General features: G+C 44.0%; 20 protein-coding genes. 9 read left to right on the top strand and 11 right to left on the bottom strand.

The annotated features are described in order from the left end of the window. From QUE24_RS09675 to QUE24_RS09650, 6 genes are read right to left on the bottom strand one after another with little or no spacing between them, the layout of a single operon-like run. Entirely contained in the window at positions 1 to 222 is a 222-nt protein-coding gene (locus tag QUE24_RS09675) for a BolA family protein (protein WP_286303628.1), read from the bottom strand. 18 nt (positions 223 to 240) lie between these two features. Beyond that, positions 241 to 546, bottom strand: a complete 306-nt coding sequence (locus QUE24_RS09670) for an STAS domain-containing protein (RefSeq protein WP_286303627.1) — start codon at positions 544 to 546, stop codon at positions 241 to 243. Next, positions 543 to 1,178 carry an MlaC/ttg2D family ABC transporter substrate-binding protein gene (locus tag QUE24_RS09665; protein WP_286303626.1) on the bottom strand — a complete coding sequence of 212 codons (636 nt, stop codon included), beginning with the start codon at positions 1,176 to 1,178 and terminating at the stop codon, positions 543 to 545. The genes QUE24_RS09670 and QUE24_RS09665 overlap by 4 nt, the downstream gene beginning before the upstream one ends. Further along, positions 1,179 to 1,643, bottom strand: coding sequence for an outer membrane lipid asymmetry maintenance protein MlaD (gene mlaD / locus QUE24_RS09660; protein ID WP_286303625.1), 465 nt, complete (start codon positions 1,641 to 1,643; stop codon positions 1,179 to 1,181). A gap of 5 nt (positions 1,644 to 1,648) precedes the next feature. Further along, positions 1,649 to 2,428: a lipid asymmetry maintenance ABC transporter permease subunit MlaE gene (gene mlaE, locus QUE24_RS09655; RefSeq protein ID WP_286303624.1), complete on the bottom strand. Its 780-nt coding sequence runs from the start codon at positions 2,426 to 2,428 to the stop codon at positions 1,649 to 1,651. Continuing rightward, positions 2,425 to 3,228, bottom strand: coding sequence for an ABC transporter ATP-binding protein (locus QUE24_RS09650; protein ID WP_286303623.1), 804 nt, complete (start codon positions 3,226 to 3,228; stop codon positions 2,425 to 2,427). Before QUE24_RS09650 ends, mlaE begins: the two co-directional genes overlap by 4 nt. Before the next feature lie 216 nt (positions 3,229 to 3,444). Here QUE24_RS09650 and QUE24_RS09645 point away from each other — a divergent pair, with 216 nt between their 5' ends. From QUE24_RS09645 to QUE24_RS09635, 3 genes are read left to right on the top strand one after another with little or no spacing between them, the layout of a single operon-like run. Further along, positions 3,445 to 4,008, top strand: a complete 564-nt coding sequence (locus tag QUE24_RS09645) for an SRPBCC family protein (protein WP_286303622.1) — start codon at positions 3,445 to 3,447, stop codon at positions 4,006 to 4,008. A gap of 7 nt (positions 4,009 to 4,015) precedes the next feature. Beyond that, positions 4,016 to 4,999 carry a beta-propeller fold lactonase family protein gene (locus QUE24_RS09640; RefSeq protein WP_286303621.1) on the top strand — a complete coding sequence of 328 codons (984 nt, stop codon included), beginning with the start codon at positions 4,016 to 4,018 and terminating at the stop codon, positions 4,997 to 4,999. A gap of 16 nt (positions 5,000 to 5,015) precedes the next feature. Beyond that, positions 5,016 to 5,744, top strand: a complete 729-nt coding sequence (locus QUE24_RS09635; RefSeq protein ID WP_286306103.1) for a class I SAM-dependent methyltransferase — start codon at positions 5,016 to 5,018, stop codon at positions 5,742 to 5,744. 1 nt (position 5,745) lies between these two features. On the opposite strand, the gene QUE24_RS09630 is transcribed toward QUE24_RS09635, so the two are convergent. From QUE24_RS09630 to QUE24_RS09620, 3 genes are all read right to left on the bottom strand, one after another. After that, positions 5,746 to 7,074, bottom strand: coding sequence for a replication-associated recombination protein A (locus QUE24_RS09630; protein ID WP_286303620.1), 1,329 nt, complete (start codon positions 7,072 to 7,074; stop codon positions 5,746 to 5,748). Further along, positions 7,071 to 7,703: an outer membrane lipoprotein periplasmic chaperone LolA gene (gene lolA / locus QUE24_RS09625; protein WP_286303619.1), complete on the bottom strand. Its 633-nt coding sequence runs from the start codon at positions 7,701 to 7,703 to the stop codon at positions 7,071 to 7,073. The genes QUE24_RS09630 and lolA overlap by 4 nt, the downstream gene beginning before the upstream one ends. A 64-nt stretch (positions 7,704 to 7,767) precedes the next feature. After that, positions 7,768 to 10,065, bottom strand: a complete 2,298-nt coding sequence (locus QUE24_RS09620) for a DNA translocase FtsK (protein WP_286303618.1) — start codon at positions 10,063 to 10,065, stop codon at positions 7,768 to 7,770. Between the two features lie 134 nt (positions 10,066 to 10,199). Between QUE24_RS09620 and trxB the strand changes: the two genes are divergently transcribed. Genes trxB through QUE24_RS09595 form a run of 5 tightly spaced genes read left to right on the top strand, consistent with a single transcriptional unit; the run spans position 10,200 to position 13,993 of the window. Next, positions 10,200 to 11,135: a thioredoxin-disulfide reductase gene (gene trxB / locus QUE24_RS09615; protein ID WP_286303617.1), complete on the top strand. Its 936-nt coding sequence runs from the start codon at positions 10,200 to 10,202 to the stop codon at positions 11,133 to 11,135. Between the two features lie 49 nt (positions 11,136 to 11,184). Next, on the top strand, positions 11,185 to 11,508 hold the full coding sequence (locus QUE24_RS09610; protein ID WP_286303616.1) for a universal stress protein: 324 nt from the start codon (positions 11,185 to 11,187) through the stop codon (positions 11,506 to 11,508). Further along, entirely contained in the window at positions 11,406 to 11,624 is a 219-nt protein-coding gene (locus QUE24_RS09605) for a universal stress protein (RefSeq protein ID WP_350226578.1), read from the top strand. The genes QUE24_RS09610 and QUE24_RS09605 overlap by 103 nt, the downstream gene beginning before the upstream one ends. A 4-nt stretch (positions 11,625 to 11,628) precedes the next feature. Beyond that, on the top strand, positions 11,629 to 12,906 hold the full coding sequence (locus QUE24_RS09600) for an MFS transporter (protein ID WP_286303614.1): 1,278 nt from the start codon (positions 11,629 to 11,631) through the stop codon (positions 12,904 to 12,906). Beyond that, on the top strand, positions 12,869 to 13,993 hold the full coding sequence (locus tag QUE24_RS09595; protein WP_286303612.1) for a GGDEF domain-containing protein: 1,125 nt from the start codon (positions 12,869 to 12,871) through the stop codon (positions 13,991 to 13,993). Before QUE24_RS09600 ends, QUE24_RS09595 begins: the two co-directional genes overlap by 38 nt. Here the strand turns inward: QUE24_RS09595 and QUE24_RS09590 are convergent. Together QUE24_RS09590 and QUE24_RS09585 are read right to left on the bottom strand one after the other, a co-directional pair. Further along, positions 13,986 to 14,270, bottom strand: coding sequence for a hypothetical protein (locus QUE24_RS09590; protein WP_286303611.1), 285 nt, complete (start codon positions 14,268 to 14,270; stop codon positions 13,986 to 13,988). The two genes, QUE24_RS09595 and QUE24_RS09590, sit on opposite strands and share 8 nt — an antisense overlap. A gap of 1 nt (position 14,271) precedes the next feature. Further along, positions 14,272 to 15,516 (bottom strand): M48 family metallopeptidase, encoded by a 1,245-nt coding sequence (locus QUE24_RS09585; RefSeq protein WP_286303610.1) that lies wholly within the window; start codon positions 15,514 to 15,516, stop codon positions 14,272 to 14,274. Positions 15,517 to 15,629: 113 nt separating this feature from the next. On the opposite strand from QUE24_RS09585, the gene orn reads away from it, so the two are divergent. Next, a complete protein-coding gene (gene orn / locus QUE24_RS09580; protein WP_286303609.1) occupies positions 15,630 to 16,187 on the top strand; it encodes an oligoribonuclease in 558 nt (185 codons plus the stop codon). The last annotated feature ends 54 nt before the right edge of the window (positions 16,188 to 16,241 follow it).

Below are 16,241 nucleotides of genomic sequence, written 5' to 3'. Positions count from 1 at the left end.
CTAGGCTGCAGAAGTTTTTAGTGATAAGGCGTGAATTTCACCACTGGTAAATTTATCACCCAGTGTTTCTTTCACCATTTTGTGCTGTTGTACTAAGGTCTTTCCAGCAAATGACGGGCACACAACGCGCGCATCAAAATGCTGTCCATCGTCACCGAATACCTGTACATCAGCATCAGGTAAACCCGCTTCAATCATTTCTTTAATATCAGATGCTTTCATGAGTTATAACTTTCAACTTTATTTTAGGGGCAACAATTCATCCAGGCCTGAGGCCTTGGCAATCGCGTCCATCTGTTCAGGCAAGTGCTTAAATGTGATGGGCTTGTTGGCATTTTTCGCGGCTCTCATCCAATCAAGAAGAAGGGCCAATCCTGCACTGTCTGACTCGGTGACTCCCTGCAAGTCAACTTCGATATCTGACACCGAATCAAAAACACCTTTTGTTTTTATTAAGGCTTCTTTTGCTGAGTCCAGTGTGACTGGACCAGAGACCATGAAAGCCTTGCTGGCATCATCATATTTGATAGCGAACGGTTTACTCATGATTTCAATTTTGCATTACGTTCAGCTAAATCGCTGATAAGGCTGTCAACGCCTTTGTTACGAATCTCTGTAGCAAAGCTCGAACGATAATTGGTCACTAAACTGATGCCATCAATCTTCACATCGTAAACTTTCCACTCACTACTATCATTTTGAAAAAGTGATAGCGCCATTGGAATGGATGGACCGGCAGGCTGAATGACTTCCATAGGAACAGTAACACGTTTCCTGGATACATCATCACGGAAAGGTAATAAACGAATCTCTTCGTTTGTATATTCAAGCATGGCTGTCGAGTAAGTTCTAATCAATAGCAGGCGAAACTCTTCAACAAATTGAACGCGTTGTTCTTTATCCAGTTGACGCCAGTTTTTTCCTAGAGCTAATTTAGACATTTTTTCAAAGTCAAAATATGGCATGAGAATATCCTCAACCAATGAATAGATTTTCTCAGGACTTTTCTCAAGCTCAGCTTGGTTATCTTCTAACGCTTTGAGCATTTTATCAGATGCATTTTTTACTAGCGTTTGAGGTTCAGACATATTCTCCGCTGAAACAAGCAAACTTGTCGCCAAGAAAAAACACGTGATCAGAGATAACAGTGATTTGCTCATGATTCTGTAAATGTTCATTTATTCGCCTTCAGCTTTACTGTACAAAAATTGGCCGATAACCTGTTCTAACACAAGTGCCGGTTGAGTCAGGGTTATGACATCACCATTTTTTAAAGATTCATCTTCAGCACCAGCAACGAGACCAATATACTGCTCACCTAATAGTCCAGACGTATAGATACTGGCAGAGGTATCAAGTGGAATATTATCAAACTGTGGATACATATTGAGCGTCACTTTGGCATCAAACGTTTGTGGGTCAAGCGTAATGTTGGTCACACGCCCCACTCTGACTCCCGCCATAGTGACAGGGGAACGCACTTTCAAACCACCAATATTTTCAAACTCAGCGATGAGTTCATACCCACTTTCTTCTGTTAAATCTCCCAAATTGCTGACTTTCATTGCCAACATAAACAATGCTGCAATACCCGCCGCGACAAACATTCCAACAGTAATTTCAGTACTTTTACTCTGCATCATTCTCTCTAATCTCCAAACATCAACGCAGTCAGTACAAAGTCCAGCCCCAAAATGGCAAAGGCTGAATGTACTACTGTACGAGTTGTCGCTCTCCCCACACCTTCTGATGTGGGCATAGCATCATACCCTTCAAATAAGGCAATCCATGTCACAACGAAACCAAAAACAATACTTTTGATAACGCCATTAAAAATATCTTCGTATAAATCTGTTTTTGCCTGCATCTGTGACCAAAAAGCGCCGTCATCAACGCCTAACAGACCATGCCCAACCAGAAAACCACCTAGTACACCGACGGCACTGAAGATGGCAGCCAGTAAAGGCATTGAAATGACCCCGGCAAAAAAACGGGGAGCAATAATTCGTTTCACAGGATCAACAGCCATCATTTCCATGCCTGATAACTGTTCTGTACTTTTCATTAAGCCTATTTCTGCAGTCAAGGCTGAGCCTGCACGTCCGGCAAAAAGTAATGCTGTCACCACAGGACCGAGTTCACGCACTAGAGACAGAGAAACCATGACACCGAGTGACTCTTCGGCACCGAAATCAACAAGCGTATTATACCCTTGCAGCCCCAAAACCATACCAACAAACAAGCCAGAAATGACGATGAGCATGACAGAGAGTACGCCAATCGAAAACAGTTGCTGGATAACAAGGGAAAACCGCAAGAACAAACCAGGAATGCCAGCGATCATTGAAGCCAATAAAATGTGGGCACGTCCCAGCCGCTCGAACAGACCCAGTCCCCAACGACCAAGGCCTCGAATATAATTTATCATGCATTGTCCTCAGGGTTGAGTAAGTCCTCAGCAAAGTCCGGGCCGCCGTAATGGAAGGGTACGGGCCCATCTGGTAAGCCCTGCATAAACTGCTTAACCCATTCTGAACCTGAGTGTTCCAGTTGTGCCGGTGAACCATGTTCGATAATTTTGCCTGCCGACATAAGATAGATGTAATCAGCAATTTCAGCCGTTTCGGCTACATCGTGAGAGACGACAATACTCGTCAACTTCATAGCGTCATTCATACGATGAATCAAATTCACCAGCGTCCCCATTGAGATAGGGTCCTGACCGGTAAAAGGTTCGTCATACATAATCATCATCGGCTCGAGAGCGATTGCACGAGCAAGGGCAACGCGTCTTGCCATACCGCCTGATAATTCATTAGGCGAAAGATGACGTGCATTACGAAGCCCTACAGCTTGCAACTTCATCAGAACAAGATCGCGAATCATGGACTCTGGCAGGTTGGTGTGCTCACGGAGTGGGAAAGCGACATTATCAAATACATTGATATCTGTTAGTAGCGCACCGCTTTGAAACAGCATTCCCATTCGTTTTCGGAGTTCGTAGAGTTCAGAATGTGACAACTTGTGAACATTCTGACCATCGACTTCTATCGTGCCTTTATCTGGTCGAAGTTGGCCACCAATCAGCTTAAGTAACGTTGTCTTGCCGGTACCACTCGGGCCCATAATCGCAGTCACTTTACCGCGTTCGATATCGATATTCACGCCATCAAAGATGGTTCGATCACCACGATAAAAGTGCAAGTCCCTGATTTTTATCAGTGGCACAGGCTTCTCCGCTTGTTGAGTTAGACATAAAGGGGGTTAATTTTCATTAATATGTATGACTAAGTCAAATATCCATGTGGAAAATATTAGATACTTCCGCTAGAGTGTGCAGTCCAACTTATGGTGATATGTGTTCGATGACATTTGTTCAGACTGTGTTCAGGATGGCTTTGTTAACGTCACTGTCGGATTTATTAAAAAACGGAGATAGAAATAATGAAAAAATTATTGCAGTTTTTTGCCATAGCAGTTGCACTGTTACCAATGGTAGCCAGCGCTCATGGTCCAACACGACAGTCAGTTAAAGAAACGGTACTTATTAATGCCTCTCCTGAAAAAGTTTGGGCTGTTCTGGGTGATTTCACAGCAATTGACAAGTGGCATCCAGCTGTTGCGAGCGTTGAAATGTTAAGTGATAAGCAACGTAAGCTGACTTTAAAAGGTGAAGGTCACCCAACCATCACTGAAGAGTTGCAAAAACTTGATAACGAAAAAATGATGATGATCTACAAGATCGAAGATATGAGCGTTATCAAAACAATTACATACAATAGTAAAGATACACCTTACTACACACTACCAGTAAACAACTACAAATCTTGGTTATCAGTTAAAGCAAAAGATGGTGGTTCAGAAGTCACATGGAAAGGTAAGTTTTACCGTTCTTTCATGGATAACCCACCTGTTCCAGAAGGCCAAAGTGATGAAGATGCGGTTAACGCTATTAAAGGTGTTTACACATCTGGTCTGAACAACCTGAAAACAATGCTGGAAAAATAATTCCATCATGTGTTTCAAAAATATTCAAAAGGCGGCTCTTAGAGTCGCCTTTTTTCTTACAGCCGTTTTCACTTTATCTGCCTGTGCTGATGATAAGGCTGAATATGCTCTCATCACTAATCAGCTCTCCAGTAATGTCAGCGTCATAGATTTAAGTACTCAGACCGTTATCAAAACGATTGCAGTAGGTGAGCACCCTGCCGGCATCAGTGTGAGCCCGCACCATGATATGGCTTTTGTTACCAATCCCGATGGACAAACGATTTCAGTGCTTGACCTAAAGTCATTAACGGAAATACGTCAAATCAAAGTCGGACCTGGGCCAGTCGGTGTAACCGCCTCTAAAAGTGGTACACGCGTTTATGTAGCAGACTGGTATGAAAATAATATTCGTATCATTAATCCTGATTCTGGCGAGTTGATAGATACGATTGCAGTAGGCAAATCCCCTGCCGGCCTGGTTATTGATGAAGAAAACCAGCGTCTTTACGTTTCCAATCGTGACGATAACACAGTGTCATTTATTGACCTGAGCAATGATCAAGTGACGCATACAATTGAGGTTGGAGAATCACCATTCGGGCTGGCGATTTCACCAGATGGCTCACGCGTTTATAGTGTGAATGTCAAAAGTAGCAATGTCACAGCCATCGATACCAACACAGCAAAAGTTATTGAGACAATTCAAGTCGGTGACTGGCCATACTGCGCTGTTGTCAGCAAAGATAATAAAAAACTCTACGTTATTAACCAAGATGAGGCCACCATCTCTGTCGTTGACACGACCTCTTTTGACGTCAGCAACACAATCGACATTGAAGACACACCTGAAGGCATTGATATTAGTGCCGATGGTTCACAGCTTTATGCTGTCAACTGGGGTGATAACACCGTTTCTGTCATTGACACTAAAACAGAAAAAGTTATCAATTCAATCAAAACAGGCAAAGGCCCTCGCTCCTTTGGACAATTTATTACGACCGTTGAATAACGCATTAGATAGTCTCGTGGCAGTAAACTCACAGTCACTGCCACGAGCACAGTCCCTCGAAAAAAGACTCTCCGTTCCAATCAAGACTCTTGATAAGTCACTAGTACAATTATTAGTTGAAGAGCACCGTTTGAGTCTTCAGATGCCTAATATCGGTAATCCTGTTTTTATCGATTTCACGTCAGGCAAGTATGATCACCGGCGTAAATTTGGTGGTGGTAAAGGTCAGCCACTAGCCAAAGCTGTTGGCATGAAACAAGGCCATATCCCAAGCATTATTGATGCTACCGCAGGCTTTGCCAGAGATGCTTTTGTCCTAGCTTCCCTAGGCAGCACGGTCACTATGCTTGAGCAAAGCCAGGTGATAAGTTTGCTCATCGAAGATGCCTTACAACAGCAGGAAATGGATCCCGAAGTAAAAGTTATTACACAACGAATGACCATTCATTATGCCAATGCTATTGATTTTTTATCGTCAGTGCAGGAGCAGCCGGATGTCATTTATATGGATCCTATGTATCCCAGTCGGGATAAATCGGCATTAGTTAAAAAAGAGATGCAGGCACTACACCAACTAATTGGACCGGATACACATAGTGCAGAATTACTCACTGTGGCCAGACACGTAGCTCTACGACGAGTCGTAGTGAAACGTCCCAAAGGTGCTGAGTTTGTTGGTAATCAGAAGCCAAGTGCCAGTATTCAGAGTAAAAATACTCGCTATGACCTTTACGTTAACAGCTAGATTATTTTTGACGGGCCTGCTTATCCATGGCTCTTAACCTGTCTAGTTTTTCAGCTATTTTTATTTCAAGACCACGATTTACTGGTTGATAGTATTCACGTTCGCGCATTGATTCTGGGAAGTAGGTTTCACCCACGGCATAAGCATCGGGTTCATCATGAGCATAACGGTATTCTCTGCCATACCCTAATTCTTTCATCAATTTGGTGGGCGCATTTCTTAGATGTACCGGTACTTCAGCCGAACCATGTGCTTTGGCATCATTCATGGCCGCTTTAAAGGCGGTATACACCGCATTACTTTTGGGGGCACAGGCTAGATAAACAACTGCTTGAGCTATCGCCAGTTCGCCTTCCGGACTACCGAGTTTGTCAAAGCTTTCCCAAGCATCGAGAGCGATACGTAAACCTCTGGGATCAGCATTACCGATATCTTCAGCCGCCATTCTCACCACTCTTCGCATCAGGTAAACAGGATCGCAACCGCCATCCAGCATTCGACACAGCCAATAGAGTGCAGCATCAGGCGCTGAACCTCGCACGGATTTATGTAGTGCTGAAATTTGATCGTAGAAAGCTTCACCGCCTTTATCAAAGCGTCGAATCGTACCGGATAACACTTCAGCAAGATCATGCTCGTCGACGGCTTTCTGACCTTTGCTATCGGCCAAATCGACGGCTATTTCAAGCAGATTTAACACTCTGCGGCCATCACCATCAGCAGTTTGTGCTAATTGATCTCGCAAAGTCTCGCCCACCTCAATGCCTCTGTCGGCCAACCCTAACTCCTCATCTGACATGGCTCTATCAATGATTTGGCGTAAATCTTCAGCCTCTAAGGATTTGAGCACATAGACCCTGGCTCGTGAGAGCAAGGCATTATTTAATTCAAAGGAAGGATTTTCTGTAGTAGCGCCAATAAAGGTAAAAGTACCATCTTCAACATAAGGTAAAAATGCATCTTGCTGAGATTTATTAAAACGGTGCACTTCATCCACAAACAGCATGGTTCTGCGACCACGTTCCTGCAGTAACTGTTGAGCTCGTGCAACAGCAGCTCTTACTTCTTTCACCCCGGCTAATACAGCTGAAATGGTAATAAATTCAGCATCGCAGTAACCGGCAATAAGTTTGGCTAAAGTGGTTTTCCCTGTTCCGGGTGGGCCCCAGAAAATCATGGAATGAGGATGACCTGAGGCAATAGCTTGTCGCAGCGGCTTACCCGCTCCCAACAAATGTGTCTGCCCGATATACTGGTCAAGCGTCTTTGGACGCATACGATCCGCTAAAGGACGTCCAGCCAGGTCATCAACTTGATCAAACAAACTCACTGCTGCGGTTCACCTACGATATCTATGCCTTCAGGCGCACTAAATTTAAACGTATCTTTTTTAAATGTCGGGTTAATTTTGATCTGGCTGAACATTAAGCGAGTTCTTTGATCAAAGCTATCACGCATGATCATTTGCTGTAATTCATCTTTATTAAAGGCTAGCATCACAGACTGAAAGTTACTGCCGCTCTGTTTGGGTGTTAACTCTACCCAGGTTAAACCATCACTAGATGTTAAGTTACGAACATTGTAGCTATCTTCAGGTAAAGCCTGTCCCGATAATAAAGTTGCAGGCGTATCTTCTAACGCTTCGTTTTGCGCCTTCACGGTAACTTGTTCTAAGTCCACATCATAAAACCAAACATTCATACCATCAGCCACGATATGCTGAGGGTATGGGTCGTTGTAATCCCAACGAAACTTGCCAGGTCTTGCCAATTGAAACTGACCTTGGGCCTGTTCAACTAAATTGCCATCAGGATCCAGAACGGTTTGTTCAAAGTGGGCCTGGAATGTATTTACCTGTTTAACAAAATGATTGAGCTTTTCCGTGCCGCTCATATCTGCCATGGCAACAATAGGAAGCAACAATAGCAAAAAGCCTTGTGCTAATTTTTTTATGGTCATTCAATGACTCCGAAAGATAAATTGCATGTTCTACTGACTCCGGTTTACCAGCCTGGTTCCTGATTTAATCGCGTGGCGGTGGTGCCAGAACTTCACGGCTACCATTACCCTGCATGGCAGAAACAACGCCAGCTGCTTCCATAGCCTCTACGATACGTGCAGCCCGGTTATAACCGATTTTCAGTCTGCGCTGGATACCTGAAACCGATGCCCGGCGACTTTCGACGACGATTTGCACAGCCTGATCATAGAGCGGATCTGACTCTGCATCACTTGGGTCACCGATACCACCATCGCCGTCATCACTGCTCTGATCTTGGGTAATTTCTTCAAGATAGTTAGGCTGTGAATTTTTCTTTAAATGCTCAACAACATTATGGACTTCATGGTCATCCACAAATGCACCATGGACACGTTCAGGCAGTCCACTCCCCGGAGGTAAATAGAGCATATCGCCCTGCCCTAGCAGCTGCTCAGCCCCCATTTGATCAAGAATGGTTCGAGAATCAATTCGCGAAGACACTTGGAAAGCCATACGTGTCGGAATATTGGCTTTAATTAACCCGGTGATAACGTCAACAGAAGGTCGTTGTGTCGCCAAGATAAGATGAATCCCTGATGCCCGTGCTTTTTGCGCCAAACGTGCAATCAGCTCTTCAACTTGTTTACCGACCACCATCATCATGTCAGCAAGCTCATCGATAATCACAACGATAAAAGGGAGTGGCTCTAAAGTGGGCCCAACTTCACCCGGCTCCACCTCAATTGTTGGATCTTTAATTGGCTCACCGCGTTCAATCGCCTCTCTGACTTTTTTGTTATAACCAGCGATATTACGCACGCCTAAAGCAGCCATTAATGGATAACGACGCTCCATCTCAGCAACACACCAACGCAGAGCATTAGCGGCTTCTTTCATATCCGTTACAACTGGCGCTAATAAATGTGGAATATCTTCATAAACCGACAGCTCCAGCATTTTTGGATCGACCATGATCATACGCACATCTTCTGGTGTTGCCTTGTACAGCAAACTCAGAATCATCGCATTTACAGCCACCGATTTACCTGAGCCAGTCGTCCCTGCCACCAGTAAGTGAGGCATTTTTTCTAAGTTAGCGACCACTGGACGGCCAGCAATATCTTTACCCAGCGCCATCATTAGCAATGATTTGCTATTCTCGTATTCATCACAGGCCAGAATTTCACGAAGACGAACAATTTCACGACTCTCATTAGGGATTTCTAGACCCACAACAGGTTTACCCGGAATGACTTCAACGATACGAACACTGCTGATGGATAGCGCTCTTGCTAAGTCTTTAGCAAGGCCACTGATACGACTGACTTTAATCCCAGGAGCCGGTTGCAATTCAAACCGCGTGACTACAGGACCCGGCTGAACTTCTACAACCTGAACATCTACGCCAAAGTCTTTTAGTTTCAGCTCGACTTGTCGAGACATGGCTTGCAAGACTTCTTCGCTATAGGCCTGCTTACTCGGCTGAGCCATATCTAATAAAGCTAAGGCTGGCATACCTGGCGCATCTGGTGTTTCAAACAATGGCACTTGTTTTTCTTTTTCTTCGCGCTTGCTTGGCTCTTTTTTCTCTAAGACTGGCTCAATGCGCACTTTTGCCTTGTGCTGTAACTTTTCTTTTTCCTGATGAAAAGTCTCTTCCCGTTTTTGACGAGTACGCTTGGCTTCCAACTCTTCCTTGATTTCACGCACCCAGCGGGCCACATGAATGGCGACGATCATGGCCATCGCTCCTAACTTATCAATCACCATCAACCAGGATAGTCCGGTGAAAAGCGTGACCCCAGTGAGTAGGACCGCCAGCAATAGCAAACTAGTGCCAGAGGCGCCAAATACCGACTCAAAACCATGCCCTACCACTTCGCCTAACACACCACCAGCGCCGAGAGGCAATAGCGAGGCATAGTCGCTCAGACTAAGAGTAGACAGACCACTGGCTGCAGCCAGAGCCATCAATAAGCCGACCATTTTTAATACCCAGAAATGCAGAGCATCTTCTGTATCAGCGCGTTTTCCCCAGCTAAACAATAACCAGCCACTGAAACCAATCATTAATGGTGATAGATAGGCGGGAAAACCAAAGCCATAGAGCAAAGCATCAGCTAACCAAGCGCCGACTATGCCACCGCTATTGGCAATGATGTCATCGGTTCCGGTCGTTGACCAACCAGGATCGGTAGGCTGATATGACCATAAAGACAAGAGTAAGTATGCCGCTAATGCGACTGACAAAATCAGTGCTGCCTCACGCAGACGGAAGCCGACTGCGCCAGAGTTGAGTTCTTGTTTCTGCTTGTCATTTACACGTGTCGACTGTGCCACTGTGATATTTCCAACCCTGCCAATAAATTAACGCTTGATTTTAACACAGCTTTTGAAGTTAGATGCTTGTCCAAAATCATCGCAATGGTTACTCTAACTATACATATCTGATAACTCTCTTGGAGGCTCCACTTATGGCAGACAGCAAACACTGTCGTTTACTGATTTTAGGCTCAGGTCCAGCGGGATATACTGCCGCGGTTTATGCTGCTAGAGCAGCATTAGAGCCTGTATTAATTACCGGTATCGAACAAGGTGGACAGCTAACCACCACTACCGATGTCGACAATTGGCCAGGTGATGATGAAGGTGTACAGGGCCCAGAATTGATGCAACGTATGCAGCGCCATGCGGAACGTTTTGGTACAGATATTATCTTTGATCATATCCACACCACCGATTTAACTCAGCGTCCTTTCCGTTTGATCGGTGATGCAGGTGAATATACGGCAGATGCCTTGATTATTGCGACAGGTGCCTCAGCCAAATATTTAGGTATGGAATCGGAAGAGGCCTTTAAAGGTCGTGGTGTGTCTGCCTGTGCAACCTGTGATGGTTTCTTTTATAAAGGTCAACACGTCGCTGTTGTCGGTGGTGGTAATACCGCTGTTGAAGAAGCTTTATACCTGTCCAATATTGCTTCGAAAGTCACCGTCATTCACCGCCGTGACTCGTTCCGTTCTGAAAAGATTTTGTCCAATAAACTGCTGAAAAAAGCAGAAGAAGGTAATGTAGAAATCTTGTGGAATCACACGTTGGACGAAGTCATTGGTAATGAGTCTGGTGTCACCGGTATTCGTGTGAAAAGCACGGAAGATGGCTCAACACAGGAGGTTCCTGTACTTGGTGTCTTTATTGCGATTGGTCATCAGCCTAACACCGGTATATTCAAAGGCCAGTTAGAAATGGAACATGACTACATCATCCTTAAAAAAGGAACACAAACCAGCGTGCCAGGCGTGTTTGCAGCAGGTGATGTATCCGATCCTATTTACCGTCAAGCGATTACTTCGGCGGGAGCTGGATGTATGGCGGCATTAGATGCCGAACGTTTTTTGGATAATGATTAAATAATACGATGAGGGGGCTGACCAGCCCCTTTTTCATGAGGGAATAGACATGAAATATCAGCATATTTTGATTGCAACTGACTTTTCAAAACAAAAAGATCTGATTAGCGCAAAAGCACAAGAACTTGCTGAACAACATCAGGCAAAGCTGAGTATTTGCCACATTATCGAAGATTTCCCTTTAACTGATTTTGCTTATGAACCGATGATCAGTGTTGATATTGATATGCGTGATGCTTTGTTAGAGTCAGGAAAAAACAACTGGCGACATTGGCTGAAAAATTATCCATTCCGGCTTCACAACAGTGGGTTGAATTGGGAACACCGGGACATGATATTGTCCGTGTGGCTGATGAGAATAATGTTGATCTGATTATTGTTGGCTCACATGGCAGACATGGTTTTAAGCGTCTCTTGGGGTCAACAGCTAATGCCGTATTACATCATGCTCATTGTGATGTCCTTGCCGTCAGGTTAAAGGACGACTAACCATTTGAAACATTCTTCCTTATTAAGCACGGTAAAATTACCGGGCTTTATGAGCTTTATTGCCGTCGCTTTTATTAATGCCATGGTGGATTTGGGCCATAAAATCATCATTCAGAACACGATTTTTAAGATATATGATGATCAAACGCAGGTGGCGTTGACGGCGATTGTGAATGGACTCATTCTCTTACCCTTTATTTTCTTATTCAGCCCGGCCGGCTATCTTTCTGATCGTTTTTCCAAACCTTTCATCATGAAAGCATCGGCTTTCTCAGCCATCATCATTACCTTGTTGATTACGCTAGCTTACTATCAGGGCTGGTTTTTATTTGCCTTTTTCATGACGTTAATACTGGCCATTCAAAGTGCGCTCTATTCTCCCGCCAAGTATGGTTATATACGGCAACTTGGTGGTGACAAGCATTTATCCGCAGCCAATGGCTTTATTCAAGCGACGACGATTGTTGCCATCTTGGGTGGAATTATTGTTTTTACCGTGTTGTTTGAATGGTTGTTGATAGACCAGCCATATCATGATGAGGTTTCGTTACTGCGTCATATCGCCCCGGCAGGTTGGTTGTTGGTGATTCTATCTATTGTAGAGTGGCGCCTCGCTTGCCGATTGACTGATACAAAGAAGTCGACTGATTTCACACGGTTTCCCTGGAAAGATTACATCAAAGGTTATTTGCTAAAAACAAATGTGAAAAACTTATATACCAATCCGGTTATTTGGTACTCCGTATTGGGGCTGTCATTCTTTTGGGGAATTTCGCAAACATTTCTCGCCGTATTTCCTGCCTTTGCAAAAATGGTATTGGCTGAAAATAATACGATGATAATTCAAGGCTTATTGGCTTGCTCAGGCATTGGCATTGTCGTCGGTTCGTTATTGGCAGGTACAGGCAAGCATGGCCTGATAAAAACCTCTCTCATACCTTTGGGTGCGATAGGTATGAGTATTATTCTTTTTATTATCCCTACACTGAGTTCCGTCTCGGCATTTGCAGTCTCAATTTTCTGCTTTGGTTTATTTGGTGGCCTATTTATTATTCCGCTCAATGCGCTTATACAGTCACATTCTCCTGAGCGAATACTCGGCACTGTATTGGCAGGTAATAACTGGATCCAAAATCTCGTGATGATAGCTTGTCTGATTGTGACGTTTATCGCAGCTCAGCTAATGTTATCCAGCAAAACGATCTTAACTGTTTTACCCTTCATCACCGTTCTACTGGCGTGCCTTGTCTGGTGGTGCAGTAAACGACCACGAGATACTTGATTTAATTAACAAATTAGTGAATTCTTCTAAAGAGTTGCCAACATGGAATATAGCAAGTGAGCAAAACTTTATCGTTCCCCCTGTTTATCAACACGCGTTTCTACAAGCCTCAGAAAATCTTCGTCAGAGCTTATTACTGGCTAATCGTTACCAGACGCCGGTCACCCCCGTGAACTATGCCGTCTGGTACGAATATGTGTCAGGTGACAATCAGGATTTGGTGAACAGCATTGATACCCGTTTAAAGAAAAATGACCCCATCACCCCGGAAGTGACACAATATCTTTATGAGAAATATGTGCTGATGGGCATGCCTGAACGTCTCAGTAATACAAATAATGGGCTGAAGCTGGTTGTTGATAATACGCTGGAAAATATCAGTAGAGTTGAAGCTGCAGCCTCAGAATGTAATGAAGGCCTCACTCAAAGCCAGGTAAAACTAGAAAGCTGTAATGATATTGATGAACTAAAAACGCTGGTCAGCCAGATCTTGACCAATACCCAACAAATTACCAATAGCAGTGGTGAGCTAAAGACTGAATTGACGCGCTCAACAGAAGAGATAATGAAACTCAGACAAGAGTTGGAAGCTGTTAAAGAAATGGCAAGAACAGATAGTCTAACGGGGCTGCTTAATCGGGGAGCTTTTGATAATGAGCTTCAAAAGCTATGTAGCAAAGGTCATGCGTTTAGTCTTGTTTTATTCGATATCGATAAGTTCAAACGACTGAATGACAGTTTTGGACATTTACTGGGTGATAAAGTCCTGCAGTTTTTTGCCTCACTATTAAAAAGTCACTCTAATGACATTCATATTGCGGCTCGTTTTGGCGGTGAAGAATTGGCTATGCTATTTGTTCATTGCCGTCTCGAAGAGACCTTTATGATCACGGAAAAGATTCGTGAGAAATTTGCGGCAAGCCGCCTGAAGAAAAAAGGCAGCCATGAGTCTATTGGACAAGTGACAGTGTCTGCAGGCATCAGCACTTATCAAAACAACGATACACCGATTAGTTTGATTGAACGTGCTGATCAGGCGCTTTATCGTTCAAAAGCAGACGGCCGTAATCAAGTGAATTTTATTTAAGGTGATAAAAAGTCGAATTTAAATAATCAACCACCGCGCGTTTTTGTTGCTCATTCCAGCTAACATCAGCTGCTTTAGCACAATACGAAACACGCTTCTCAAGCGCGGCTAAACTTTTAATATTTTTCTCATCTCCGCTGTATAACTGGTATGCATCACCACCGCTCAGTGATGCATGACACTGCAAGCAAGCAGCATCATGCAACTGTTTACCATTGGCATGCACGATAGCGCATAACACCAGTCCGCCAAAAAAGGTCACTGTTTTTTGCAACATATCAGGCAGAGTTCGTTTGTAAGTGAGCAATCCGCATAGCCGCCGGAGGATGCGAATCATAAACAGCAGACACCAGTGGATCCGGAGTTAAGGTACTGGCATTTTCTTTATACAACGCCACCAATGCCGCGATCAGATCATCAGCACTGGATACCGAGGCAGCATAGGCATCCGCTTCATACTCATATTTACGAGACAAGGATGTCATCAGTGGATGTAAAAAGAACATAAATACGGGGATGACTAACATGAACAAGGCAAGTGCCATAGCATTCGACTGCTGGCTAACCCCCAAGCCTTCATAGAACCAGGTCTGATTTGATGCCCAGCCCAGCAATGCCAGACCAATCAAACTAATCACAGCCATCACCACCATATTTTTGACCACATGCTTGCGACGGAAATGGCCCAACTCGTGCGCTAATACAGCTTCAATTTGGTCTTCATTTAAGGTGTTGAGTAAAGTATCGAAGAAAACAATGCGTTTATTACTTCCCAGTCCTGTGAAGTAAGCGTTGCCATGACCGCTGCGACGTGAACCATCCATCACAAAAATACCTTGGCTTTTGAAACCACACCGGGCTAATAAATTTTCCACACGTTGCTGTAAATTGGCATCCTCCAGTGGCGAAAATTTATTGAACAAAGGGGCAATAAAGGCAGGATAAGCCCACATCATAAACAAGGCAAAGCCAATCCAAGCCGCCCAAAGGTAGAGCCACCAGAATTCACCTGTGCTTTGCATCATCCACAAGGCGACCCAAATCAATAAGGCACCCATGATAAGGGTCAACAATGTTTGTTTAATAAAGTCAGAGAAGAACAGAGCCGGGGTATTACGGTTGAAACCAAACTTATCCTCTAAAACAAATGTTCTGTAATAAGAAAATGGTAAGTCTAATAATGAACCAATGACAATAAAGCTCAATAGAAATAATATACCGGTCAGCATGGGCGATAGACCCAGTCCATCCCAAGCTGTCGAGAGTAAGGACAGACCACCGCCAAATGTCCATGCCAGCAGGATAATCACGCCATAGACATTTTCTTTGCGGCCAAAGCGACCTTTTGCCACAGTATAATCTGCCGCTTTTTGGTGAGCGCTAAGACTAATCTGTTCTTCAAATGCTTTTGGCACTTTATTACGATGCGCCTGAACATGTTTGCCTTGACGCATTGATAACCAGAGTTCAGTTGCTGTCATCAAAAACAAAGCCGCTAAAAATATCCAGCTAAATTCGTTCATAAATATCTATCCAATTTGAATCTTTATAAAATGTCATGCAGAGTAGCCTTTGATACAATCACAGGCAAGTAAGTTCAACCAGTCTAAGTCCAACTCAAAAAAAGACGGAGCCCATGGCCAAAAGTAAAAACAATCTCATCTGGATCGATCTGGAAATGACCGGTCTTGATACTAATAATGACTATATCATTGAAATAGCCACCATTGTGACAGATGCACATCTCAATGTGTTAGCAGAAGGCCCGATATTAGCCATTCATCAAGACGATGCTATTCTTGATGGCATGGATGAGTGGAATACCCGCCAGCATGGCAAATCCGGTTTGGTTGAGCGTGTTCGTAACAGCACACTTAATGAAGCGGAGGCTGAACAACAGACCATTGAATTTCTGAAAAAATACGTTCCTGCTGGTGTCTCGCCAATGTGCGGAAACAGCATCTGTCAGGATCGTCGTTTCCTGGCTCGATGCATGCCTGATCTAGAAGCCTATTTTCATTACCGCAATCTTGATGTCAGCAGCCTTAAAGAACTGGCTCGACGCTGGGCTCCTAAGGTCGAAAAAAGTTTTAAAAAACGTTCATCACATCTTGCTATGGATGACATCAAAGACTCTATTCGCGAATTAGAGCATTACCGCGAGCTCTTTATTAAGCTTCCTGAAGCAGAATAAGCTGTTCACATTGATTTCACAGATAGCACGACAAGCTATCTGTGAAATTATTTA

This window comes from Methylophaga marina (assembly GCF_030296755.1).
Classification (GTDB): domain Bacteria; phylum Pseudomonadota; class Gammaproteobacteria; order Nitrosococcales; family Methylophagaceae; genus Methylophaga; species Methylophaga marina.
This window is presented reverse-complemented; position numbering and strand designations above follow the sequence as displayed.

Coding starts and splice junctions, on each gene's coding strand:
- QUE24_RS09675 (WP_286303628.1), bottom strand. CDS start 222: ATGAAAGCATCTGATATTAAAGAAATGATTGAAGCGGGTTTACCTGAT.
- QUE24_RS09670 (WP_286303627.1), bottom strand. CDS start 546: ATGAGTAAACCGTTCGCTATCAAATATGATGATGCCAGCAAGGCTTTC.
- QUE24_RS09665 (WP_286303626.1), bottom strand. CDS start 1,178: ATGAACATTTACAGAATCATGAGCAAATCACTGTTATCTCTGATCACG.
- mlaD (WP_286303625.1), bottom strand. CDS start 1,643: ATGATGCAGAGTAAAAGTACTGAAATTACTGTTGGAATGTTTGTCGCG.
- mlaE (WP_286303624.1), bottom strand. CDS start 2,428: ATGATAAATTATATTCGAGGCCTTGGTCGTTGGGGACTGGGTCTGTTC.
- QUE24_RS09645 (WP_286303622.1), top strand. CDS start 3,445: ATGAAAAAATTATTGCAGTTTTTTGCCATAGCAGTTGCACTGTTACCA.
- QUE24_RS09640 (WP_286303621.1), top strand. CDS start 4,016: ATGTGTTTCAAAAATATTCAAAAGGCGGCTCTTAGAGTCGCCTTTTTT.
- lolA (WP_286303619.1), bottom strand. CDS start 7,703: ATGACCATAAAAAAATTAGCACAAGGCTTTTTGCTATTGTTGCTTCCT.
- trxB (WP_286303617.1), top strand. CDS start 10,200: ATGGCAGACAGCAAACACTGTCGTTTACTGATTTTAGGCTCAGGTCCA.
- QUE24_RS09610 (WP_286303616.1), top strand. CDS start 11,185: ATGAAATATCAGCATATTTTGATTGCAACTGACTTTTCAAAACAAAAA.
- QUE24_RS09590 (WP_286303611.1), bottom strand. CDS start 14,270: ATGTTGCAAAAAACAGTGACCTTTTTTGGCGGACTGGTGTTATGCGCT.
- QUE24_RS09585 (WP_286303610.1), bottom strand. CDS start 15,516: ATGAACGAATTTAGCTGGATATTTTTAGCGGCTTTGTTTTTGATGACA.
- orn (WP_286303609.1), top strand. CDS start 15,630: ATGGCCAAAAGTAAAAACAATCTCATCTGGATCGATCTGGAAATGACC.